General features: G+C 64.7%; 21 protein-coding genes and 1 pseudogene. 10 read left to right on the top strand and 12 right to left on the bottom strand.

What is annotated here, in order from left to right; translation table 11 throughout:
• Positions 1-131 precede the first annotated feature (131 nt).
• Complete coding sequence (locus tag CK226_RS13905) at positions 132-878, top strand: fused MFS/spermidine synthase (RefSeq protein ID WP_095773163.1); 747 nt, start codon at positions 132-134, stop codon at positions 876-878.
• Positions 879-1114: 236 nt separating this feature from the next.
• On the opposite strand, the pseudogene CK226_RS13900 reads toward CK226_RS13905, so the two are convergent.
• The 4 genes and pseudogenes from CK226_RS13900 to CK226_RS13890 all read right to left on the bottom strand — a co-directional run.
• Positions 1115-1876 (bottom strand): annotated as a pseudogene (locus CK226_RS13900) (YoaK family protein); the annotation flags it as partial.
• Positions 1877-1979: 103 nt separating this feature from the next.
• A complete protein-coding gene (locus CK226_RS13895; protein WP_095773162.1) occupies positions 1980-2252 on the bottom strand; it encodes a helix-turn-helix transcriptional regulator in 273 nt (90 codons plus the stop codon).
• Between the two features lie 178 nt (positions 2253-2430).
• On the bottom strand, positions 2431-2589 hold the full coding sequence (locus CK226_RS34900) for a hypothetical protein (protein WP_179301046.1): 159 nt from the start codon (positions 2587-2589) through the stop codon (positions 2431-2433).
• An 83-nt stretch (positions 2590-2672) separates the two neighbouring features.
• Positions 2673-3776: a LacI family DNA-binding transcriptional regulator gene (locus tag CK226_RS13890; protein ID WP_179301045.1), complete on the bottom strand. Its 1104-nt coding sequence runs from the start codon at positions 3774-3776 to the stop codon at positions 2673-2675.
• Between the two features lie 604 nt (positions 3777-4380).
• Here CK226_RS13890 and CK226_RS13885 point away from each other — a divergent pair.
• The 6 genes from CK226_RS13885 to CK226_RS13860 all read left to right on the top strand — a co-directional run bounded on the left by CK226_RS13885 (position 4381) and on the right by CK226_RS13860 (position 10432).
• The gene (locus tag CK226_RS13885; protein ID WP_095773159.1) at positions 4381-5343 is read left to right on the top strand and encodes a sugar-binding protein; all 963 of its coding nucleotides are present in this window, start codon (positions 4381-4383) and stop codon (positions 5341-5343) included.
• Between the two features lie 115 nt (positions 5344-5458).
• The gene (locus CK226_RS13880; RefSeq protein WP_095792189.1) at positions 5459-6997 is read left to right on the top strand and encodes a sugar ABC transporter ATP-binding protein; all 1539 of its coding nucleotides are present in this window, start codon (positions 5459-5461) and stop codon (positions 6995-6997) included.
• 60 nt (positions 6998-7057) lie between these two features.
• Positions 7058-8053, top strand: a complete 996-nt coding sequence (locus tag CK226_RS13875) for an ABC transporter permease (protein ID WP_095773158.1) — start codon at positions 7058-7060, stop codon at positions 8051-8053.
• Positions 8054-8137: 84 nt separating this feature from the next.
• The gene (locus CK226_RS13870) at positions 8138-8917 is read left to right on the top strand and encodes an SDR family NAD(P)-dependent oxidoreductase (RefSeq protein ID WP_095792137.1); all 780 of its coding nucleotides are present in this window, start codon (positions 8138-8140) and stop codon (positions 8915-8917) included.
• On the top strand, positions 8914-9504 hold the full coding sequence (locus CK226_RS13865; RefSeq protein ID WP_245437745.1) for an SDR family oxidoreductase: 591 nt from the start codon (positions 8914-8916) through the stop codon (positions 9502-9504). The genes CK226_RS13870 and CK226_RS13865 overlap by 4 nt, the downstream gene beginning before the upstream one ends.
• Positions 9488-10432, top strand: coding sequence for an aldose 1-epimerase (locus CK226_RS13860; protein WP_095792135.1), 945 nt, complete (start codon positions 9488-9490; stop codon positions 10430-10432). The genes CK226_RS13865 and CK226_RS13860 overlap by 17 nt, the downstream gene beginning before the upstream one ends.
• A gap of 76 nt (positions 10433-10508) precedes the next feature.
• Here the strand turns inward: CK226_RS13860 and CK226_RS13855 are convergent, their stop codons facing one another.
• From CK226_RS13855 to CK226_RS13840, 4 genes are read right to left on the bottom strand one after another with little or no spacing between them, the layout of a single operon-like run.
• On the bottom strand, positions 10509-11270 hold the full coding sequence (locus tag CK226_RS13855) for an SDR family NAD(P)-dependent oxidoreductase (RefSeq protein WP_095792134.1): 762 nt from the start codon (positions 11268-11270) through the stop codon (positions 10509-10511).
• Positions 11267-12829, bottom strand: a complete 1563-nt coding sequence (locus CK226_RS13850; RefSeq protein ID WP_095792133.1) for a sugar ABC transporter ATP-binding protein — start codon at positions 12827-12829, stop codon at positions 11267-11269. Before CK226_RS13850 ends, CK226_RS13855 begins: the two co-directional genes overlap by 4 nt.
• 55 nt (positions 12830-12884) lie before the next feature.
• Positions 12885-13859, bottom strand: a complete 975-nt coding sequence (locus CK226_RS13845; protein WP_095792132.1) for a substrate-binding domain-containing protein — start codon at positions 13857-13859, stop codon at positions 12885-12887.
• 54 nt (positions 13860-13913) lie between these two features.
• Positions 13914-14924, bottom strand: a complete 1011-nt coding sequence (locus CK226_RS13840; protein ID WP_095773150.1) for an ABC transporter permease — start codon at positions 14922-14924, stop codon at positions 13914-13916.
• A 245-nt stretch (positions 14925-15169) separates the two neighbouring features.
• On the opposite strand from CK226_RS13840, the gene CK226_RS13835 reads away from it, so the two are divergent.
• Complete coding sequence (locus CK226_RS13835) at positions 15170-16201, top strand: LacI family DNA-binding transcriptional regulator (protein ID WP_179296094.1); 1032 nt, start codon at positions 15170-15172, stop codon at positions 16199-16201.
• Positions 16202-16205: 4 nt separating this feature from the next.
• Here the strand turns inward: CK226_RS13835 and CK226_RS13830 are convergent, their stop codons facing one another.
• The 4 genes from CK226_RS13830 to CK226_RS13815 are packed head-to-tail and all read right to left on the bottom strand — an operon-like array spanning position 16206 to position 20030.
• Complete coding sequence (locus CK226_RS13830; protein ID WP_095792131.1) at positions 16206-17387, bottom strand: mandelate racemase/muconate lactonizing enzyme family protein; 1182 nt, start codon at positions 17385-17387, stop codon at positions 16206-16208.
• A gap of 9 nt (positions 17388-17396) precedes the next feature.
• On the bottom strand, positions 17397-18386 hold the full coding sequence (locus CK226_RS13825; protein ID WP_095773147.1) for a transketolase C-terminal domain-containing protein: 990 nt from the start codon (positions 18384-18386) through the stop codon (positions 17397-17399).
• Positions 18383-19231, bottom strand: a complete 849-nt coding sequence (locus CK226_RS13820; RefSeq protein ID WP_095792130.1) for a transketolase — start codon at positions 19229-19231, stop codon at positions 18383-18385. The genes CK226_RS13825 and CK226_RS13820 overlap by 4 nt, the downstream gene beginning before the upstream one ends.
• Before the next feature lie 4 nt (positions 19232-19235).
• Complete coding sequence (locus tag CK226_RS13815; protein ID WP_095773145.1) at positions 19236-20030, bottom strand: SDR family oxidoreductase; 795 nt, start codon at positions 20028-20030, stop codon at positions 19236-19238.
• A gap of 116 nt (positions 20031-20146) precedes the next feature.
• On the opposite strand from CK226_RS13815, the gene CK226_RS13810 reads away from it, so the two are divergent.
• Both CK226_RS13810 and CK226_RS13805 read left to right on the top strand, forming a co-directional pair.
• A complete protein-coding gene (locus CK226_RS13810) occupies positions 20147-21367 on the top strand; it encodes a mandelate racemase/muconate lactonizing enzyme family protein (RefSeq protein ID WP_179296095.1) in 1221 nt (406 codons plus the stop codon).
• A 138-nt stretch (positions 21368-21505) separates the two neighbouring features.
• A complete protein-coding gene (locus CK226_RS13805; protein ID WP_245437751.1) occupies positions 21506-23890 on the top strand; it encodes a thiamine pyrophosphate-dependent enzyme in 2385 nt (794 codons plus the stop codon).
• Positions 23891-23900 lie beyond the last annotated feature (10 nt).

Raw genomic sequence — 23900 nt, 5'->3', positions numbered from 1 at the left:
GGTGCCCTGCAATTGCGAAGAGCAGCCCGCTGCAAAATGACGGGCGAACCCCCCTCGGCTCCGCATGAAGGGGCCAACGAACGGAAACCCAGCCGAGCGGCGGATTAGGAATTGGCTGTGACGACAAGGTGATGATCCGGGTTGCGAAATATCATACCGATTTCGGCAACATCGAGGTTCTGCGGGCCAAGGACTCCGGTTCGCTCATTTATCGCCAAGGTGGCTGCTATCAAAGCGAGTGCGATCCGAATGGCGTCAGCGTCGTGCCCTATATACACGCCATCTTTGGTCTCCTCGCACAAGCGCGAGTGTCCGATGTCCTGATGATCGGTTGTGGCGGTGGCAGCCTGGGCACGATGCTGGATAGGGTTGGTGTGCGTGTTACGATCGTCGACATCAATCCAAAGGCTTTCCAGATCGCCCGAAAATACTTTGGGTTACCTCGTGGAGTTCACTCCTTCATCTCCGACGGGCGGGATTTTTTGCGCGCCGGCCGTCATCGCTACGACGCTATCGTTCTGGACGCATATTCCGGGCGGCGCATCCCAGATCATTTGTGCGCCGAGACATTCTTCGGCTTGGCGCAGACGCGTCTCAAGAATTCTTCCGGTATTCTGATCGGTAACGTTCATGCTCGTCACGACCTCGACATCATGCCGGATCGCGTTGCTGTAAAGCTCGCCAATATCTGGGCGGATGTGAGACTGCTCGATATCCGCGGCGCTCTGGATCGCAACGCACTCGTCATGGCAGGCAAGGTACGAGATCTCGTCCAGCCAGTGCTGCTGATGCCGCCGTCCGTCGGAGCTGAGGAGATCGAACAGGAGCTTGGCCTCCTGGCGTTCAGGCCTTGGCATGTACCACGACGAGCTGCCTAAGGTGCGGCGCCACTGACAAAGCATGAGCCGAACGCCAAGTCATACTGGGTTCTCGATTGCTTCTCTCGCCAGCCAGTTGCGAAGGTGGCACACTGCGGGCCGCTGCAACGCTTCGGAGGTGGCAACGGCATAACAGGCGAACCGTGTTGGCCACCAATCTTGTCGCCAGCCATCGCGAATGTGCCGCCAAATCCGGCATGTGGCAAAGCCCTGTCGCGCTACTGCCAGAGCCGCTTCATGCGGATGGACACATCCTCCAGGACTGGCATGGAGGCCAGCACAAGGAGAATGGCGGCAAGAAACAATGTCGCTGCAAAGCCGATGTGTTTGAAACCCACAGCGCCGATGACGCCGCCGATAAAGAACAATGCTACGAGCGACGCAAGCAGTCTCAGCTTTCTCCGATCTGCTTTCACGAACAGTCTGTCCGAGTCATTGCCTGAGATGTTCCAGTAAAGCAGCTTGCCGAGTTCGATGCCCATATCCGTCACCAGGCCCGTGACATGCGTCGTCCGGATTCTGGCTTCCGATAGCTTGGTGATGATAGCGTTCTGCAACCCCATGATGAAACAAAGCAGCATCACCGTCATTGGCACAAACAGCGCTTCATGACGCGCAAGATGGCCGCCGAGCAGACCGAAACAGATCAACAGGATCGCTTCCAGGACAAGCGGGAATGCGTACTCGCCCTGTAGGCCTTGCCGCCGTCCCCAGTTGACCAAGACTGCCGAACAGGCCGCGCCTGTGACAAACGACAACAACGCCCCCAACCCGGAAAGCGCCAGCCCGACATCGCCGAGTGCCAGATGGTCCGCCATCGACGAAACGATGCCGGACATGTGGGACGTGTACTGCTGAACCGCCAGGAAGCCGCCAGCGTTGGCGGCTCCTGCGATGAACGTCAGGAAACGGGCGAGGTGCCGATCGGTTCTTTCGCTTCGTTCCTTTCCGGTCAACCGACGCAGATACACGATCATGAGCGAACCGTGTCTTTCCATGCGGAAAAGCAGGACCGCAAGCTGATGTGCCGGGAAAGGCTCATTGAGTGTTTCTGGAGATGGGGGCGGTGAATGCGTGGCGTCGATGCTGTGCTTTGTAGGCCTAGTTTGGCTTGCCCGGCAGCGTGTCTGGATGGCGGAACCTGACACCACGGCCGCCATCGTCGCTACGCACATGTTCGCTGAGAAGCTCGACGCCGGCGCGGTTCAGGGCGTTGATCACTTTCATCAAGCTATCGACAACGCCTCGCACATTGCCCTGGCTGGCCTCCATTCGTTGGATCGTCGGCAGCGAGACGCTCGCCATTTCCGCCAGGGTTTTCTGGTCGATGTTGAGAAGGGCGCGGGCAGCACGAAGCTGGGAAGCAGTGATCATTGGGTATCAGCGTCTGAATATGAGAAATGATATTCACCATGGTATCATTGACGTATGAAACATCAATACAAAGCGAGAAAATATTGACCGGCCCTTGGCACGACGGGGCTCGGCAATTATCGTCTCCGCATGACTCAACGCTACGAACCTTTTCAGGAGCCGACCGGCACCTGGACCGTCAGTGAACCCAGGGCGCGCGGACATGCTGTTCACCCGCAGCTTCCCGGTCGAGCGCCTTGCGACGTCCGCGGTGGCTGAGCACGAAGAGGAAACCGAACGTCACCAAGGCGTCGACGGCGTAGATCGCCACGAGGATCGCGAGGACTTTTGCCGCCATGATCTCACCTGCCGGCGCGAACCCAGTTCCAAGTCTCCGAGAGCCGGCCGCCCCGCGCAACGGCATGGCTCGGCCGCCTTGCCTCAGCCTCCCGCCACCGCCCGCACGCTCTCCCGCTCCACCAGCGGGCACTCCAGCTTGGTGATGGGATAGCGCCCGTGTCCGGGCGCCGTTGGTGCCTCGAGCTGTTCGATCGCCCATTGGCCCATCGCCATATGCGGCAGGATCGAAGTGGTCAGCGGCGGGAACAGATGCCGGGCGATTTCCTCGTCGTCATAGCCGACGACGGAGATGTCCTGGGGAATGTGCAGGCCGGCTTCCTTCAGCGCCTCGTAGCAGCCGATCGCGGTGCGGTCGTTCTGGCAGAAGATGGCGGTCGGGCGGTCTTTGAGCGCCAGCAGCTTCACCGTCGCGGCATAGCCCGCACTTGCCGACCAGTCGCCCTCGACCACCAGCTCCGGGTCAAAAGGGATGTCGGCGGTGGCGAGCGCGCGCCGGTAGCCTTTGAGCCGATCCTGCGCGGCCTGCATCCACGGCTCGCCAGTGATGGTGGCGATGCGGCGGTGGCCGTGGCTGATCAAATGCCGGGTCGAGCTCTGGCCGCCGGCGATCTCGGAGGGCACCACGGCGGGAAAGGCGTAGTCGGCCGTGTAGCAATTGAGCAGGATCACCGGAATGTCGAGGCTGTAGAGGAAGTCGGGCGCGGTGATCTCGCGGGTGAAGATGGTCATGTAGATCAGCGCCGAAATACCCCGCCGGGTCAGTGCCTGGATGGCGCGCGGCTCCATCACGGCGTCGCCCATGGTCTGCGCCACCAGAAGCACGTTGCCGGCATTCCACGAGGCCTGGCGCGCGCCTTCGATCGCCACCACCGCCTCAGGGCTGGTCGCCAGCTGGTCGACGGCAAAGCCGATCACTCCGTCCAGCCCGTCGAAGGCGGCAACCGGCTTGCGCAGCGCCGAGAAGGCGGGCGCGCTGTAACCCAGCGCCCGCGCGGCTTCGATCACCCGCTCGCGGGTCTGCTGCGACAGCTTGATCCCTGGCGAATTGTTGAGCACGAAGGAAACCGTCGCCTGCGAGCAGCCGGCCGCTCGGGCGATGTCTGTCATGGTGACCCGCCCCTTGGGCTTGGCCGGCGCCTTGCGGCGCTTGATCGTCTCGATGGCCGGATCCGTCGTTTCGCTCATGGCAGTCCTGTCCCCAATCCCGGCCTGTCTAGCGGCAGCCTGCCGGCCCGACAAGATGGCGCGGCGGCGCCAGCTTATAGAAACCGCCGCTTCGTTTATATCTATTAGTGGCCATGCGGTCCATCGATCATCAGGCTCCTTATGTGGGAGGAAAGCAACGACTGCGCGGCTTTGTATGCCGAGCGGCCAAGGCATGGGCTCGCCAGCGCTTCGTTCACCGTGGTGCCACGATGTGCCCGGATATTGGCTGAAAACTAATAGTGTTTACTAATACAAAAATGCGCTGTAACGTCAATCCGTCGCGTCCGGCCTTGTAGGGTTCGGGGCGGCGGGAAAGCGAACGTCGATGACCCGATGGCGAGCGGATTGCCTCCGCAAGCTCTGTCTCGGATAAGTGATATGTCAGACAAATCGGACTATTTACGAACGCAGAATGAGTCTCTAAAGTCCGTGGCCGTGGCTGGAACGAGGCCATTCTTGTGAGTGCCGGGAAACCCTGAGGAGGAGGGGTATCCAAGCCGCAAACGGCAAATTCAGGTGAGCACGCAATTCTAGTGAGCAAGACGGTCCAGCCCGACGGCTGGACCCAAACGGGAGGTTGAACATGAAGTCCTTGATACGCAATGCATCCGTGGCCGCCGCGGCCCTGGTTGTCGGCCTGACGGCGACGGCCATCGCGCGCGCCGACGACAAGCCGACACTGGCTTTCGTCGTCAACGGCGCTTCCGATTTCTGGAAAGCGGCCGAAGCTGGCGTCAAGAAGGCGCAGGGCGAACTGCCCGACTACAATCTCGAACTCAAATATCCCGAGCAATCCTCGGTCGCCATCCAGCAGCGGCTGATGGACGATCTGGTGACGGCCGGCGTCAAGGGCATCATGGTCTCGGCCGTCGACCCGAAGACCTCGACCGATGGCCTGAACAAGATCGCGTCTGAAACCGCGCTGTTCACCACCGACAGCGACGCACCGCAGACCAAGCGCGTCGCCTATATCGGCTCATCCAATGTCGACGCCGGCAAGCAGGCGGCCGAAATCGCCAAGAAGGCGATGCCCAATGGCGGCAAGTGCCTCGGCTTCGTCGGCCTGCTCGGCGCCGACAACGCCAAGGAGCGCATCCAGGGCATGAAAGATGGCCTGGCCGGCACCAAGATCGAGCTCGTCGACGTGCGCGGCGACGATATCGACCAGGCGCGTGCCAAGAAGAATGTCGAGGACGCGCTGGTCGCCAGCCCCGACGTCACCTGCATGGTCGGCTTCTATTCCTACAACACGCCGCGCATCTATGAAGCGCTGCGCGATGCCGGCAAGCTCGGCTCCATCACGGTCGTCGGTTTCGATGACGATCCGATCACGCTGGGCGGCGTCAAGGAAGGCACCGTTGCCGCCACCGTCGTGCAGCAGCCCTTCGAATGGGCCTATCAGGGCATGAAGCTGATGGCTGCCTATCTCAAGGGCGACAAGTCGGGCATCCCGGCCGGCAACCTCATCATCATCCCGACCAAGATCATCGGTAAGGATGATGTCGACGCCTACGCCGCCAACCTGAAGGCGATGGCAGGAAACTAAGACCACAGGCAGTTCAGCCGGCTCAACTTGCTTGAGCCGGCTGTTCGCATTGACGAACACCGCGAGGAGCGTCAGTCTGCCTTAAAAGTCGGCCCGCCAATCCCTGTCAGGCATGATGAATTATTCCGATACATCCATCGCGGCAATCACCCCGTTTCTCAGCCTCGAGAACGTGCGCAAGACCTATCCGGGCGTCGTCGCGCTCGACGGGTTTTCGATGGAGGTCAGGCCGGGCGAGGTCATCGGCCTCGTCGGCGAGAACGGCGCCGGCAAGTCGACCCTGATGAAGATCCTCGGAGGCGTCACCACGCCGGACACCGGCACGATCACGGTCGACGGCACCGCTCACAACAGCTTGACCGTCGAAGGCAGCCTGGGCTCGGGCATCGCCTTCGTCCACCAGGAACTCAACCTGTTCGAAAATCTCGACGTCGCCGCCAACATCTTCTTCGGCCGCGAGCCGCTGCGCGCCGGGCCGCTGAAACTCGTCGACCGCTCGAAGCTGCGCGAGATGGTGGCGCCGCTCTTGAAGCGCGTCGGCGCCAATTTCTCCGCCGATGCGCAGGTCGCCGACCTGTCGCTGGCGCAGCAGCAGATGGTCGAGATCGCCAAGGCGCTGTCGATCAAGGCAAGGCTGGTCATCCTCGACGAGCCGACATCGAGCCTGCCGCTCGCCGAGACCGACAAACTGCTCGACGTCATCAAGGCGCTGAAGGCCGACGGTATCAGCGTCATCTTCATTTCGCACCGCCTGCACGAGGTCGAGCGCGTCGCAGATCGCGTCGTCGTGCTGCGCGATGGCATGCTGGCCGGCACGCTGGGCAAGCGCGACATCAATCACGACCAGATGGTCAAGCTGATGATCGGCCGCATGCTGAAGGAACGCGAAAAGGCCTCCGAGGCCGCGCGGGCGCCCGGCGCCACGGCACTTGCGGCCAAGGCCATCCGCACCCCCACCTATCCCAGCCGGCCGGTCGACCTCGATGTCCGGCGTGGCGAGATCCTCGGCCTTGCCGGCCTTGTCGGCTCCGGCCGCACCGAGTTGGCCCGCGTGTTCTTCGGCATCGACGGCAGCCTTGGCGGCACGCTCGAGCTCGACGGCAAGACGCTTGTGCTGGGGTCGGCGGCCGATGCCGTCGCGCACGGCATTTTCCTGGTGCCGGAAGACCGCAAGCTGACCGGCATCCTGCTCGACCTGTCGATCGCGCAGAATATTTCGCTGCCCAATCTGCCGGCGCATGCCAGGCGCTCACTGGTGTCGGCAAGCGCCGAGACGGCAACCGCCGAGAAACAGAAGAAAAATCTCGGTATCAAGGCGCCGTCGGTGCAGACGCGGACCGGCACGCTGTCGGGCGGCAACCAGCAGAAGGTCGTGCTCGGCAAATGGCTGGCCATGAACCCGAAGGTGATGATCCTCGATGAGCCGACGCGCGGCATCGACATCGGCGCCAAGGCGGAAATCTACGGGCTGATGCGCGCGCTGGCCGATGCCGGCGTCGCCGTGCTGATGATCTCCAGCGACATGGAGGAGGTGATCGGCGTGTCCGACCGCATCGCCGTCATGCATGAGGGCCAGATATCGGGCATTCTCGACAAGGACCAGTTCAGCCAGGAAAACGTGCTGCTGCTGGCGGTGGGCAAGCAGCCGAAATAGTTTTTGCGCCGGGGTCGCGAGACCGCGCAACCTGCTCAGGCAGGCATTGGGGAGAAGACGATGAGCAAGAAAGATCTCGGCCTGCTGATCCTGATCCTGGTGGTCGGCGCAATCGTGGCCATCATCAATCCGCGCTTCCTCTTGCCGATCAACCTTGCCAACACCTCGAACCTGATCGGCCTGTTCGGGATCCTGTCGATCGGCCAGGCCTTCGTCATTATCACCGGCGGCATCGAACTGTCGGTCGGCTCGGTGGTGGCGCTGCTGGGAACGCTGTTCATCGACTTCATCGCCGTGCGCGAACTGGACTGGCCTCTGGCCTTCGTGCTGATCATCGCGCTTGGCGCCATCATCGGCCTGGTGCATGGCTGGCTGATCACCAGGCTGAAGCTGCAGCCCTTCGTCGTCACCTTGTGCGGCCTCTTGATCTATCGCGGCGTCGCCCGTTTCTACACCGCCGACGGCACCGCCGGCTTCGCCTTCGGCCAGAATTTCCCCGAGCTCGAATTCCTCACCGCGGGCCGCTCCTGGGGCGTGCCGAACAGCTTCATCGCGCTGATCGTCATCGCCATCGTCATGTGGGTGGTGCTGCACCGTTCGGTGTTCGGCCGCTATCTCTACGCCATCGGCAAGAATGAGGAGGCGGCGAAATATTCCGGCATCCGTACCGGCCGCATCGTCATGGCCGCCTATGTCATCTGCGGCGTGCTGACGGCGCTGTCGGCGATCTATTTCGCCATGTACACACGCTCGATCTCGCCGGCCAGCCACGGCCAGTTCTATGAACTCTACGCCATTGCCGCCGCCGTGCTCGGCGGCTTCTCGCTGCGCGGCGGCGAAGGCTCCCTGATCGGCGTCATCCTCGGGACCGTGCTGCTGCAGGAACTGCAGAACCTCGTCAATCTGCTCGGCATCCCGTCCTCCCTCAACTTCGCGGTCATGGGCGGTGTCATTCTCATCGGCGTCCTCGTCGACCAGCAATGGGGCGTGTTCCGCGCACGGCGGCTGATGGTCGATGCCGCCCGCAAGAACGTTGCCGGCGCGCCGGCGGAATAATCGCGCCGGCAACGCCGCCGCTTGCCCGACTCCAGTAGATATTATAATAGCATAACCCGGTATTGCTCGGGGGGTGTGCGGGACATGCGCTGCGATTTGCGAGGCAAGGTGGCGCTGGTCACGGGAGCGGGGGGCGCCATAGGCAGTTCCATTGCCAGGCGCCTGTCCGACAATGGCGCCGCGGTCGTCGTCGCCGACATCGACGGCGAGGGCGCAAGACAGGTCGCGGCCGGCTTGACCGATGCCATGGCCTGCGTCACCGACATCCGTGATGGCGCATCGGTCGACAGCGCGATCGCCGCGATCATGCAGCGTTACGGCCGCCTCGACATCCTCATCAACAATGCCGGCGTCAACACGCTGGCGCATCGTGTCACAATCGACGAATTCCCGGCCGAGGAATGGGACCGCATCACCGGCATCGATCTCGACGGCCTCTACATTATGAGCCGCGCGGCACTCGGTCCCATGCTCGCCGCCGGCAGGGGCGGGCGCATCGTCAACATCGCCTCGGTCGTCGGCCTTGCCGCCATGCGCCTGCAGAGCCCGTTCGTCGCCGCCAAGGCCGGCATCATCCATCTGACGCGGTCGATGGCGATCGAACTCGGCGCCAAGGGCATCCTGACCAACGCGGTCGCTCCAGGTTCGGTGATGACGGCGCTGACCGCCAAGCTGTTTTACGGCGATGACGGCAAGTTCGCCGGCCGCACGCAGGAATTCCTGGCCCATGTGCCGCTCGGCCGTCCGGCCGAGCCGCGGGAGATCGCCGAGGCGGTGCTGTTCCTGGCCTCGCCGGCCGCCAGCTACGTCAACGGCCAGGTGCTGGCCGTCGATGGCGGCTGGACGGCGGGATACATGATGTGAGCGGCGCGATGGAAATCGATCTCAACGGCGCCGCGGTGGCCCTCGATGGCGAGACCAACCCGATCGTCGACGCCGTGCTTGCCGCGCTGCGTGCCAATGGCGGCACGGTCGTCGAAGCAGGGGATGCCGCCGACATCCTGCTGATGTCCAATCCGCTGCGCCCGGGAACGACGATGCAGGATCCACGCTGCCAGCATGCCGATGCGCGCAGGGCAGCCGTGGCCATGGCCGAGCGCGGCGGCGGGCGCATCGTCTTCCTGGTCTCGGCCACGGCCGGCATGCCGATGCGCCGCCATCCGCGCTTTTCCATGGAGAACGCGACGATTCTGGCCGGCATGCGTGCGTTGGCCATGGAGTTCGGGCCGAGGGTGTTGGTCAATGCCGTCGGCTTCGGCGCGGTCGAGGACGAAACCATGGTCTCGGGCGACAGGGCGATGCTCAGCCACACGCCGGTCGGCCGCGCCGGCTGCATCGAGGAAGCGGTCGCGGCCGTGTTGTTCTTCTGCGATCCGCTCAACACCTACACCACGGGCCAGATGCTGGGCGTCGACGGTGGATGGACGGCAGGCTATGGCCGCAATTTCTGAATTGCTGAGCATCGGATCGGGAGCGCTCGAGGTTGCCCTGGTGCCGCAAATCGGCGGCAGCGTGAGCGCGTTGCGCTGGCGCGGCATCGACCTCGTACGCCGGCTCTCGGATGATGATCGCAAATCCGGCAATGTACTTGGCGTCGCCATGTTTCCGATGACGCCCTATGCCAACCGCATCGCCGGCAACGCCTTCGACTTCGGGGCAAGACGCTGGCGGGTCCTGCCCAACAATCCGCCCGAAAAATTCAACGTCCATGGCAGCGGTTGGCAACACGCTTGGACGGTCACCGGGTCAGGTCCCGCCAACGCAACCCTGTCGCTGGTCATCGCCGCCGGAGCCGAGCCCTATTCCTACCGCGCGACACAGGCTTTCGCGGTTTCGGACGAGGGACTGAGCGTGACCATGACGCTGACCAATACCGGTCCGGTCGCCCTGCCGTTCGGTTTTGGTTTGCATCCCTGGTTCGATCGCGATCCGGACGTAACAGTGCAGTTCAAGGCCGAGCGCTTCTATCTCGAACAGCCCGATGGCATTTCGGGCGATCCCGTCACCTTGCCGCCCGAACTCGACTTTGCCGAAGGCAGACCCCTGCCGGGCGGCTGGCGCAACAACGACTATGGTGGCTGGGGCGGCGAAGCGACGCTGCGCTTCCCGGCACGGGGCGCGGGACTGCGCATGAGGGCCGACCCGATCTTCAAGCACCTGATGCTTTACGCCGATCCGACCAAGCCATATTTCTGCGTCGAGCCGCAGACCAACGCCTCCGGCGCTTTCAGCCGCGGCCGATGGGATGATCCGGATGAGGGCGTCATCGTCCTCGCCCAGGGTGAAAGTGCCGCCGGCACCGTCTGTTTCACGCCCTTTGCGCTTGAGCGCGGGGCCTGCCCCCCGCTAGCCATGGCTGCGGAATTCCGTGCCCGGTAGGGTAGCGCCTGTGCGCGGCAAACTGAAGAGGCAGTATAATCGGATCTTCAGTCAACCAGCCGATTGCGCCTGAGCCCTAGAGAAGCCGCGCCAGCAGGCCGCCATCCACTTGCATGGCGCTGCCGGTGACGAAGGATGCGGCGTCGGAAATCAGGAAGCCGACAGCGCTGGCGATCTCCGAAGGGTTGGCGATGCGGGCGATCCTGTTGGGCTCGAAGGACAGGCCCAGCGCGTCGGCGCCGCCGGCCGCTTCCAGCCCGTCCAGCGTCATGCGGGTGGCGACCGAGCCGACCAGCACGGCGTTGACGCGGATGCAGTCGACGGCATAGTCGAGCGCCATCTGCCGCGACAGGCCGACGACCGCCGCCTTCGTCGCGGCATAGGCGGGCACGCCGGGAACCGTGGCATCGGCGTGCACGGACGCGATGTTGACGATCGAGCCGCCGCCGGCCGCGCGCAGCAGCGGCAAGGTCGCGCGGCAGACGCGGAAAATGGCTGTGAGGTTGACGGCGATGGTTTTTTCCCATTCCGCGTCGGAAACGTCTTCAAGCCGCTTGCCGGTGGGGTAGATGCCGGCGCAGTTGACGACGGCGTCGAGCCCGCCAAGCCATTCGGTGGCTGCCGTCACCGCCGACTGCACCTCCGCTTCGCGGGTAAGATCGCTCTCGCGGAAGATCAACTGGCTTTCGTCATAGCGGCCGGCAAGGGCCTTGCCCTCTTCGCCGTCCAGTCCGGCGCCGAAAACCCCGGCGCCTTCGTCGGCGAGGTACTGCGCGGTCGCCCGGCCAATGCCGGTGGCAGCCCCCGTGACGAAAACGCGTTTGCCGGCGAACATCATGCTGAGGCCTGTGAAGCGATGGCGTGGCGTTCCGCTTGCGCCGCCGTCACCGAGCGCAGCACCCGATCCTCGCCGCCTTCGCCGCGGCCAAATTCGTCGACGATGCGCCCGTCGGCGACCACGACGCAGCGATCGCAAAGTCCGATCAGCTCTTCCAATTCGGAAGCGACGATCAGCAAGCCTACGCCTTTCTCGGCGAGTTCAACCACAAGCCGGTAGATTTCATGACGGGTCGCCGCGTCGACGCCCTTGGTCGGCTCGTCGAGCAGAAGCACTTTCGGTGCCCGCATCAGCACACGGGCGAACAGCAGCTTTTGCTGGTTGCCGCCCGACAGATGGGTGACCGAAGCCTGCGGCGAGGACGCCTTGACGTTAAGCGCGCGCATGGCGGTGAGGATGGAGCTTCGCTCCAGTCCGCCGCGCACCATGCCATGCCGCAACAGAGGCGCGAGATTGCCGATGGTGATGTTGGCGCCGACGGGCAGGTTGAACAGCAGGCCGTCGCGCTTGCGATCCTCGGTCAGCAGCGCAATGCCGGCTGCGCGGGCATCCCTGGGCGATTTGATCGACACGCTCTGGCCGGCGACGCGGATTTCGCCGTCGGCCGGAACGCGGCCATAGATGCCGTGCAGGACCTCGCTGCGGCCGGAGCCCAGCAGCCCGGCCAGCCCGACGATTTCGCCCGCCGCCACGCGGAGATTGATATCCCTGGCGCCATGGACCGCGCCGCTGTGGCCGGCGACCGTGAGATGGCGAACCTCCAGCGCCGTCGGCCGGCCGACGGGTGCCGCGTGTTCGGGAAACAGCCGCTGTAGCCTTTGACCCGACATCGAGAAGATGAAGGTCTCGGCATCGAAGTCCTCGCGCGCGATCCGTACCGCCACCTGCCCGTCGCGCAGCACCGTGGCGCGGTCGCAGATGGCCAGCACCTCGGGCAGGCGGTGGGTGATGTAGATCATCGCCACGCCTTGCGCCTTCAGGCGGCGTAGCACGGCGAACAGCGCATCCACCTCGGTGCCGGAGAGCGAGGCCGTCGGCTCGTCCAGCATCAGCACGCGTGGCTTCAGCACGATGGCACGCGCAATCATCACCAGATGACGCTGCGCCGAGGTCAGCGACGCGACATAGGCCCTGGGGTTGATGTCGATGCCGAGGTCGGCAAAGATTTCGCCGGCCCGCTGCTCGAGCTTGCGCTGGTGGACCAGCATGCCTGTGCCCAGCCCGGTGCGGCCGGCAAAGACATTCTCGGCGACCGACAGCTGTTCGAGCACCTCGATTTCCTGCGGCACGTAACCGACGCCGTTCGATCGTGCATCGGCCGGCGAAGCGAAGCTGACGGGCCGGCCGTCGAGCTGGATCGTGCCGGTGTAGGAACCGGCCGGATGCACGCCGTTGAGGATCTTGACCAGCGTCGACTTGCCGGCGCCGTTCTGGCCGAGCAAGGCGTGGATCTCGCCGGCCACGACATCGAAATCGACGCCGCGCAGCGCCTGCACGCCGCCGAAATTCTTGGCGATGGCGGTGGCCGAAAACAGCGGCGCTGGGGTGGTGATGGACAAGACGCATCCCTTCGGAAAGCGCCGGGCCTGCAAGGCGCGGGCCCGGCGGCAGGTGTTACTGGCCGGCGCTGTCCAGCATCTTGTAATAGGGATCGAGATCAGCTGCGGTGATCACCTTTGCCGGCAGCGGATTGCTGTAGGGCACGGTCTTGCCCTGGGCGAGATCACCGAGAAGTTCGGCGACCTTGGCGCTCTCTTCATAGAGCGGCTGCGCGACGATGCCGTAGGCGGCGCCGGATCTCACCAGATCGAGATTCTGCCTGATATAGTCCATGCCGACGATGACGACATCGCGTCCGGCCTTGCGGGCGGCGCCCGACCAGGTCTGGATGCTGTTGCCGGTGGTGCCGAAGGCGGCAGTCACATCGGGATTGCCCTGCAGGATCGCCACCGCTTTTGCCTCGGCCGCCGACGGTTCAAAGCCTTCCATCTGCGTGTCGAGCACCTTGATGCCGGGATATTTCGCCGCGATGGTCTTGCGGAAGGCATCCGACATGGCGTTTTCGGTGTCGTTGGAAGCGCCCTGCGTCAACGCCACGGTGCCCTTGCCGCCGAGCTTGTCGCCGATCGCGATCGCGGCATTGGTTCCCGCTTCGGCGATGTTCTCTCCCGTTGCCGCTTTCAGGCCGTTGACGGTCCCTTCGGGCGGCAGGACGTGCCAGGTGACGATCGGGAAGCCTTCCTTGGCCAGCTTGGAGATGTAGGAATAGATGGCCGGATCGGGACCGTATACCCCGATCGCGTCGTATTTGGTGCGGGCAAGGGCGGCCTCGGCAAGCGGCAAGGTCGCCGGAATATCCCAGTTGGTGGCGCTCGGGTCGCCGACCACCTCGCAGGTGTAGCCAAGTTCCTTGCATTTGTTGAGGAAGCCCGCCTGCATCAGCCGATGCACCGGGTGATCCTTCATCGCCTGCACCCAGAGCAGGTGAATGTCCGCCGCCCGGGCCAGGCTCGCCGAGCCGAGCGAGGTGGCGAGTGCCGCCGCCACCAATGCGGTTCGGATCAGCCGCTTTTTCAAATGGGTCTTCATGCCTTACCTCCCTTGGTTCGCCGGCATTTTTGCCGGCGCAATATAAGCGGCCTCTCAGGCGCCGGCGATGAAGTAGCGGCGGCGCACTATGTCGAGGCCGACAGCCATGACCATGATCACGCCGACCGCGATCTGCTGCCAGTTGGAGTTGACGCCAATGACGACGAGGCCGCTCTGCACCACCTTCAGCATCAGGATGCCGACGACGCCGCCGGCCACCGTGCCGGCGCCGCCGAACAGGCTGACGCCACCGACCACGACGCCGGCGATGACGGTCAGTTCCCAGCCGCTGCCGATCGAAGTGCCGCCGCTGCCGAGATCGGCCATTACGAACATGCCGGCGATCGCCGACAGCGCGCCGACGGTGATGAAGGCGCCGATCTTGTAGGCGCTGGTGTTAATACCGACGAGATGCGCCACTTCCTTGTTGCCGCCGGTGGCATACATGTTGCGCCCGAGCACGGTGCGCCGCAGCACGAAGTCGGCAAGGAGGGCGACGACGATGAAGAAGGCAAAGCTCCAGCCGAGGCCGAAGGCGAGATCGGTGCCGCCAATGGTGTTGATCGCCTCGGGCAGCGGATAGACCGGATAGCCGCCCGTCACCACCTGGATCAGGCCCTGGCCGATGAACAGCATGCCGAGCGTCTGGATGAAGGCAGGGATGCCCAGCCTGACGACGATCAGGCCGTTGAGGAGGCCGATCAGCGCGCCGACGCCTATGCCGCCGAGAATGCCGACGCTCACCGGCAGGGCGGCCGCGGTCATCAGCTTGGCGGCGACCACGGCGGAGAGACCAGCCACCGAGCCGACCGACAGGTCGAACTCGCCGGCGACCAGCAGAATGGTCTGGCCGATGGCGATGATGCCGACAAAGGAGACGACGTTGAGAATGGCGCGGATGTTGCGCTCCGACAGGAAGGCCGGCTCGAGCAGCCAGAAGAAGGCGATCAGCAAAGCCATGGCCGCCAGCACGCCGACCTCGCCGACGGCAATCAAGCCGATCAGTCGCCGCCGGAACGAACGCGCGTCCCTGGGCGACGCGCTCACCTCAGCCGCGCTGTTCATCCCGACCTCCCTGGCAGCGACCGTCGCCGGCTCTTGCGGCCGGCCCCATGCGCCCGCGCCGATCCTGGCGCGCTCCTCTCAACCATTAAGATTATAATATTATAACTTGTCAACGATGAAATTTTCTGGCGGTGCATAGCTGGGTCCATCGCTGGCAAGCACTCGCGGCAACCGCTATGAATGGACGTTTCGGCGTGATCCGCAGGACATTGCCTTGGCGGATAGCGCTTTCTTGGAGCATGGTGATGGTCGATAAGCCGCCGGCGGACGAGAAGAAGCCGCAACGCCTCGGCGTCCGCGAGATCGCCAAGCGGGTCGGCGTGGCGCCGATGACGGTGTCGCGCGCGCTGTCCAATCCCGACATGGTCTCGCCGGAGACGCGCGCCAAGGTGCTGGAGGCGATCGAACAGGCCGGCTTCGTACCCAACCGGCTTGCGTCCAGCATGCGCGGCAACGGCCGCATGATCGGCACGGTGGTGCCGCCGCTGATCAATTCGGGCATTGCCGAACAGGTGCAAGGCATGTCCGACGAATGCCATGAGAGCGGCTATTCGATGCTCCTGGTGCAGGGCGAGTTCACGCAGGAGGCCGAGGAGAAGTCGATCCGCAACCTGCTCGGCTGGCGCCCGGTCGGCATGATCCTGCAGAGCTTCGTGCAAAGCGAAGCGGCGCGTGCCTTGCTGAAGAGCAGCGGCGCCCCGGTGGTCGAAATTTCCGAAATCAAGGGCCGCAAGCCGATCGACATGGTGGTCGGCGTCTCCAACTTCGAGACCGCCTATGCCATGACCATGCATCTGGCGGCCAAGGGCTACAAGCGCATCGGCTTCGTCTCGACGCCGATCCACGGCAATGACCGCCTGCGGCAGCGCCGCACCGGTTACCATGCCGCCCTGACGGAGCTCGGCATCAAGAACCATGCCGATATGGAGGTCGAAGTGCCGATCACCGCGCAGGGCGGTGCCGAGGCGCTGGTGACGCTGACGACCCGCCACCGGGATATCGATGCCATCTTCTTTTCCAGCGACACGCTCGCGGTCGGCGCAGTGCAGGAATGCCACCGCCGGCGCTGGGCCGTGCCGGGCAGGATCGCCATCGCCGGCTATGGCGACATGGATCTCGCCGCGCAGCTCTATCCGCCGCTGACCACGGTGAAGGTCAACCGCTACGAAATGGGCCGCCGTGCGGTGCGGCAATTGCTGGCAAGGCTCGGCGGCGACACCAAGGTGCCGACCATCACCAGCCTCGGCTTCGAGATCGTCGATCGCGAAAGCGCGTGACGGACTAGAGGCCACGCCGCCCCGTCTCTTCCCGCCGCCCGAGGCGCTTTTCCCAGCCCCCCGCGTGGACGTTGAGATAGGCGTCGGGATCGTAAGGGTGGTTCTTGATCGCCTCGATGTTGAGATCGATGCCGAGCCCTGGCGCGTCGGGCAGCGACAGATGGCCATTGGCCGGATTGACGGTCGGGTGCCAGGTCACGAGGTCACGCGTCCACGGGTCGTTGAAAGCGTCGAAGTGCTCCTGGATGACGAAGTTCGGCACCGCGGCCGCCAGCTGCAGGCACACCGCCGTCGCCACCGGTCCGCCGCTCTGGTGCGGGGCGATGTGGCTGCCATGCGCAAGCGCGAGGTTGGCCACCTGCATGGACGGCGCAATGCCACCGAGCGACATCGGTTCGGGCTGGAAGATGTTGACGCCCCCACCTGCGGCCAGCGTGTAGAATTGCCCGACCGTGTCGTACATTTCGCCGGTCGCCACCGGGATCGGTGAGCGATGCGCCACTTCGTGCACCGTCTCTTGCCGGTCGCGCGAGGTCGGCTCCTCCCACCAGAAGATGTCGAGATCGGCGAATTTCTGCGCGGCCTGCAGGGCGGCGATCTCGGTGAAGCGCGCATGCACGTCGATCAGGATCAGCGTATCGCGAGGCAGTTCATCACGTAATTTTCGGCAGATCGCGTAGGAAAGCTCCAATTCCTCGCGCGAGATAAAACCTTGCGCGGTGCCGAACGGGTCGAGCTTGAACGCCTTGAAACCTTTCGCCAGCACCGCCTTGGCGGCTTCGAGGAAGGCCTCCGGCGTGCGCTCGATGCGGTACCAGCCATTGGCGTAGCCGAGCACGCTGTCGCGCACCTGGCCGCCGAGCAACTGGTGGATCGGCACGCCGAGGCTCTTGCCCAGAATGTCCCAGCAGGCAATCTCGACCGCCGCGATCACCGTGCGGTGGATGTGGCCGCCGTCGAGCGAGACGCTGTCCAGCATGCGCTTGGCCAGCGCATTGATGCGGCGCGGGTCTTGGCCGATGGCGAGATGCTTGAGCTCGTGCACGCCGGCTTCGGTGGTCTTGATGAAGCCGTTCAGCGTGCCTTCGCCAATCCCATGGATGCCGTTGTCGGTATGGACTTTGACGAACAGCCAGTTCTTCCAGCCGGCACCGACGGCGAAGGTCTCGATTTCGGTGATTTTCATGCGGTCGTCCTAAGCCAGGGCTATGATCGCGGCGATGACGGCTTCTGATGTCAGGCCGTATTTCGCTTGCAGGGTCGGCACCGCGCCGCATTCGATGTAGCGGTCGGGCAAGCCGATGCGGCTGACTTTCTTCGCAATGCCGGCGTCGAACAAGGTCTCGACAACGAGGCTGGCCAGGCCGCCGACGACAACATGGTTTTCCGTGGTGACGATGTGGCTGACGCCAGCCGCGAACGCGGCCACCGCCTCGGTGTCGAACGGTTTGATGGTCGGCACGTGCAGCACGCCGGCGGAGATGCCTTTTTTTCGCAACGCGTCCGCCGCATCCAGTGCCCGCTCGGTCATGAAGCCGGTCGAGATGATGCCGACATCGGAACCGCCACGAAGCTTGCGCGCCTTGCCGATTTCGAAACGATAGCCGGCTTCAAATACCACGGGCACTGAACCGCGCAGCAGCCGCATGTAGACCGGCCCGTGACGCTCTGCGATCGCCTTGGTCGCCGCTTCGATCTCGGTCGCGTCGCAGGGGTCGATGATGGTCAGCCCGGGGATCATGCGCATCAGCGCCAGATCCTCGATCGCCTGGTGCGTGCCGCCATAGCCGGTCGTCAATCCCGGCAGGCCGGCGACGATCTTGACGTTAAGGTTGGAGTGGGCGAGCGCGATGGCGACGAAATCATAGGCCCGCCTTGTCGCGAACACGCCATAGGTGGTGGCGAACGGCACCTTGCCGGTACGCGCCAGCCCAGCGGCGACAGCGACCAGGTTCTGCTCGGCCATGCCGACATTGAAGAAGCGGTCGGGGAAAGCGTCACGGAATGGCAGGATGTCGGTGTATTTGCCGAGGTCGGCGGTCAGCCCAACAATGTCGGGACGGCTGTGGCCGAGCCGCGTCAGCGCCTTGCCAAACGGCGCTTCCACGCTTTGCCGGCCGCCGCGGACCGCTTCGTCCTGACCCATGGCCAGCGTGCGGCCGGCCTCCGTCGCTGTGCCGCTCATTGGCTTGCTCCCACGGTCTTTTCGAACTCGGCGATGATGCCGTCCCATTGCGCCACGTCGATGCGGAAGAAATGCGATTTCTCGGCGGTTTCGATACGCGGCACGCCCTTGCCAGGCAGCGTGCGCAGCACGATCGCCTTCGGCTTGCCGTTGCGCTCGCGCGCATCGGCCAGCGCGCCGACCACCGCCTTCATGTCGTTGCCGTCGATCTCCGATGTCTGCCAGCCGAAGGCGCGCCATTTGTCGGCCACCGGCTCCATGTCGAGCACGACAGGCCCGTCGGCCTGGATGCCGTTGCAGTCGACCAGTGCCACAAGCCCATCGAGCTTGAAATGGCTGGCCGACATCGCCGCTTCCCAGGTCGAGCCTTCCTGCATTTCGCCATCGGACAGTTCGACGAAGACGCGCGCCTCGGATTTGTCGATGCGCAGGCCCATCGCCTGGCCGACGCCTTGCCCCAGGCCATGGCCGAGCGAGCCGCCGATGACTTCGACACCTGGCGTCGTGTCGAGCGTCGACATTTCCAGCCGGCTGTTGTCGGCGCCATAGGTGGCAAGTTCCTCGACCGGGATGATGCCGGCCTCGGCCAGCGCTGCCCACAGCGCGATCGAATAATGCCCGGTCGAGAGCAGGAAGCGGTCGCGGTCGGCCCACGCCAGATTGTGTGGATCGTAACGCAGTTCGTGGAAGTAGAGCGCGGCCAGCACATCGGCGATGCCGAGGCCCTGGCCGATATAACCCTGGCCCTGGCCGCGCGCCATGGTCAGCATGTGACGGCGCAATTGTATCGCCTTGCGTTCGAGCGCGCCGATATCGGCGCTGCCGGGTGGGGAGTTTCGCTGCATCTGATCAGTCCTTATCGAGCCCGCCCGACATGTTGAGCCGCTCGGCGGTCATGTATTTGGGCGCATCGAGACAGAGCCAGACGACGGCTTCCGCGACTTCCGCAATCTCGGCCCGGCGGCCGAGCGGGATGCGGCGGGTGCGCTCGTCGAGGAAGGCCTGCAGGTCGCTGCGGCCATTGGCGCGGGCCAGGTCGACCTCGGTCGAGCGTTGCATTTCGGTGTCCATCATGCCCGGTGCCAGGCTGTTGACCAGCACACCATAGGGCGCCAGCGCTACCGCTGCGGCGCGGGTAATGGAATCGACCCCGGCCTTGCTCGCCGTGTAGGCGGTGTAGTCGGGCAGCGCCATGCGCGAACCCGGCGAGGTGATGTTGATGATGCGCCCCGAACGCTGCTCGCGCATCACTCGGCCCGCCGCTTTGCAGGCCATGGCAAGGGCCGTGACATTGAGCGCCAGCGTGCGCGTCCAGGCCTTGAAGGTGGCGTCGAGGAAGGGCTCGATCACGCCATAGCCGGCATTGTTGACGAGGATGTCGATGCCGCCCCAGCGCGCCACCACTTTCTCCACCGCCGCCTCCGGCGCGCCTTCCCCGGTGAAGTCGCTGACGATGCTTTCGCTTTCCGCGCCGGTTTCGCCGACCAGCGTGGCGGTCTCGGCCAGTCCCTCGCCATTGATGTCGGTGACCGCGACGACACAGCCGCGCCGCGCCAGCTGGATCGCCACCTCGCGACCGAGGCCGCCGGCGGCACCGGTGACAAGTGCCCTTCGTGGCGGCGTGTTGTGATTCTCGGCTGGCAAGAAAACCCTCCCGGTGGCCATCTTGACGCGATTGATACCGGTACCATAAATGGCTGTCAACGGCGATGTGCTATTGTCCCGCCGACCGCATGGTTCGCTGCAATGGGGAGAAAACAATGAAAGTCGTCGCGCTCGAGACGCTGCAGCTGGCGGAATTCCCCTTCCTGTTCTGGCTGCGCGTCCACACCGATGCCGGCCTGATCGGCACCGGCGAGACGTTCTGGGCGCCGGGGCCGGTCGCCGCCTACATCCACGACAATGTCGCGTCCTATCTCCTCGGCAAGGATCCGCGCGACATCGAACTGCACGACCGCATGCTGGGCAGCGTCTATGTCGGCGCCCGCGATTCCGGCGCCGAGCTGCGCGGCAATTCCGCCGTCAACATCGCGCTATGGGATATCTATGGCCAGGCGCTCGGCGAGCCGATCTGGCGGCTGCTTGGCGGGCGCACCCACAAGAGCGTGCCGGTCTACAACACCTGCGCCGGCTACAAGCACGTCCGGGCCACCAAGAGGAACGCCCTGTTCGAGCGCGGCGAGGACTGGTCGCTCAAGCCTGGCGATTCCAACGAAGGCCCGTACGAGGACCTGCTCGCCTGGCGCTACAATGCCGGCGATCTCGCCAGGAGCCTGAAGTCGGAAGGCATCGGCGCGATGAAGATCTGGCCGTTCGACATCGCCGCCGAGGCATCGAATGGCACGCGCATTTCGCTGACCGATCTGGACAAGGCATTGGAGCCTTTCCAGAAAATCCGCGACGCTGTCGGCCGCGACATGGAAATCATGGTCGAACTGCACGGGCTGTGGACCTTGCCGCCGGTGCTGCGCATCGCCGAGGCGCTGAAAGCCCATGACGTCGCCTGGCTGGAGGAGCCGATCCGCTACAACGAGCTTGACGCCATGGCCGAGCTTGCCCGCCATACATCAATACCGATCGCCGCCAGCGAGCGGCTCGCCTCGCGGCAGATGTTCAAGCAACTGATCGACAAGCGCGCGGCCAGCGTGATCATGATTGATCTCGCCTGGTGCGGCGGCCTCTCCGAAGCGCGCAAGATCGCCAACATGGCCGAGGCCAGCGAACTGCCTGTCACCTTGCACGATTGCACCGGGCCGATCGTCTATGCCGCCAGTTGCGCGCTGTCGGCGACCTTGCCGAACGTCAACTACCAGGAGGCGGTGCGCGCGTATTTCACCGGCTGGTACACCGAGATCGTCGCCGACATTCCGCCGGTCAAGGACGGCCACGTTGCGCCGCTCGAAGGGCCGGGGCTGGGTCTCAGCCTGCGGCCGGAGCTGTTTCAGCGGCCCGACGCGACCGTTCGGATCACCAGACTCTAGCCATCGCACGGCTCGGTCCGAAGCCAGTAGACATTATGCTATTATAATCTATGATGCGCCAAAGCGAGCGGCCAACAAGCTCGCCGCCGGCGCTCTGCCGCCCGGCGTCGGACGCATTTCAGGGAGGCTCTGGTGGCAATGTCTGCGGCGCGCGCACGCGACGATTTCAAGGGCGCTCCAAACCTGCCCGATCCAAAAATCCTGCTCGATCTGTTCGAACGCATGGTACTTTTGCGCCGTTTCGAAAGCATCGCCCAGATCGCCTGCCGCAAGGGCGAAACACCCGGCTTCCTGCATCTCTATATCGGCGAGGAGGCGACGGGCGTCGGCGTCTGCGCGCATCTGCGGCCAACCGACTGGGTGACATCGACCCATCGCGGCCACGGCCACGCGCTGGCCAAGGGCGCCAATCCCGGCCGGGTGATGGCCGAGCTGTTCGGCAAGGTTGACGGCATTTGCGGCGGCCGCGGCGGCACCATGCATCTCTACGACCGCTCGGTCGGCCTGTTCGGCACCAACGGCATCGTCGCCGCCGGCATCGGCCATGCCGTCGGCATCGGCATGGGCGCTCGCCAGCAGGGCCGCGACGACATCGGCGTCGCTTTCTTCGGCGACGGCGCCGCCAACCATGGCGGCTTCCACGAGGCGCTCAACTTCGCCGCCGTGCAGCGGGCGCCGGCGGTCTTCATCTGCGAGAACAACCTCTACGCCACGGCGACGCCGCTGAAGTCGATCACGCTGAACCCAGAGATCGCCACCAAGGCCGCCTCCTACGGCATGCCTGGGGTTGCGGTCGACGGCAACGACGTCTTCGCCGTCTGGCTGGCGATGAAGGAGGCCGCCGAGCGCGCCCGTTCCGGCAAGGGCCCGACGCTGATCGAGGCCAAGACCTACCGCACCGTCGGTCACCATGAGGGCGATCCGGTCATCGGCACTTATCGCACGCAGGAGGAACTCGACGCCTGGATCAAGCGCGACCCCATCGACATGTTCCGCAAGCGGCTGATCGAGGACTATGGCATCGCCGATGCCGAGGCGCTCGCGGCAATAGAAGCGAGGATCGAGAAGGTGGTCGAGGAGGCTCTGACCTTTGCCCGCAACTCGCCCGAGCCCGATCCGGCGACGGTGCTTCTGCATGTCTTTGCCGATCCGATCAATCCGCCCGCCGCCTTGGCTTGGCGAGCCGTCGGCGAGACCCGCACGCAGGGATGGCTCGAGGCCGTACGTGACGGCATCGCCGAGGAAATGCGCGCCAATCCGGCGATCCTCTATTTCGGCGAGGGCACCGGCGAGCGCGGCGGCAGTTTCGCTCACACCAAAAACCTCTGGCAGGAATTCGGCGCCGAGCGCATGGTCGACACGCCGATCTCCGAGCAGGGCTTCACCGCCGCCGCCGTCGGCGCCTCGGCCACCGGAGCGCGCACCGTCTCGGACCTGATGTTCGCCGACTTTGCCTTCGAAACCGCCGGCCAGATCTTCCTGCAGGCGGCCAAGCTGCGCTACATGACCAGCGGCCTGATGAGCGCGCCAATGGTGGTGCGCGTCGGCGCCGGCGCGCTGCGCAGCTCCGGGCCGCATCACAGCGGCATCTATCATCCGGTCTTCGCCCATATGCCGGGCCTTATCGTCTGCGTGCCGTCGACCCCTGCCGATGCCAAGGGCCTGATGAAGACCGCGCTCAGGGCCGGCGATCCGGTCATCATGCTTGAGCCCAAGGCGCTGTTCGCCTCCAAGGGCGAGGTGCCGGTCGGCGAGCATTTTGTGCCTTTCGGCGTCGCGCGCATTGCGCGGGCAGGCACCGACATCACCATCGTTGCCGCCGGCCAGATGGTGCAGCGCACGCTGGAGGCAGCCGAGGCGCTCGCCGCCGAAGGAATCGAGGCGGAGGTGATCGATCCCCGCACCATCATGCCGCTCGACATTGACACCATCGTCGCCAGCGTCCGAAAGACCCATCGCCTGCTCATCGTCGACGAAGCCTGGGCGATGTGCGGCCTTGGCGGCGAGATCGCCCAGGCCATCAACGAGTTCGCCTTCGACGAACTCGACGCCCCACCGGGAAGGCTGCACACCGCGCCGACCTCGCATCCCTTCGCGCCAGTGCTGGAGCGCGCCATGCTGGTCGACACGGCGCGCATCGCCCAGGGCGTGCGCGACGTCATATCGGGCCAACCGCCGGTGCCGGACCATTGGTATACGGTCGGCCTGAAAAGTGCTGCGCCGGCTAACCCAGCGCCTGCTCCAGCCAGATCCTTGCCCGCCGCTTCAGCGGCTGCCGCTCCCAGCGACGACGAGCCGATCACAATGCCGTTCGGCGATCTCACCGTCAGCGAAGGCACCGTCGTCAAATGGCTGAAGACGGTCGGTGATCAGGTCAAGGAAGGCGAACTGATCGCCGAGATCGAGACCGACAAGGCCGTGGTCGAGATCGAGGCACCGGCCAGCGGGACACTCAACGCCATCGATCAGCCGGTCGGCGCCGTGGTGCCGATGGGCGGCCGCATCGGCGGCATCAAGAAATAACCCATCACCG

This window comes from Mesorhizobium sp. WSM4311, assembly GCF_002295115.1.
Lineage (GTDB): Bacteria > Pseudomonadota > Alphaproteobacteria > Rhizobiales > Rhizobiaceae > Mesorhizobium.
Note: the sequence above shows the minus strand (reverse complement) of the source record. Positions and strands in the feature narration are given on the sequence as shown.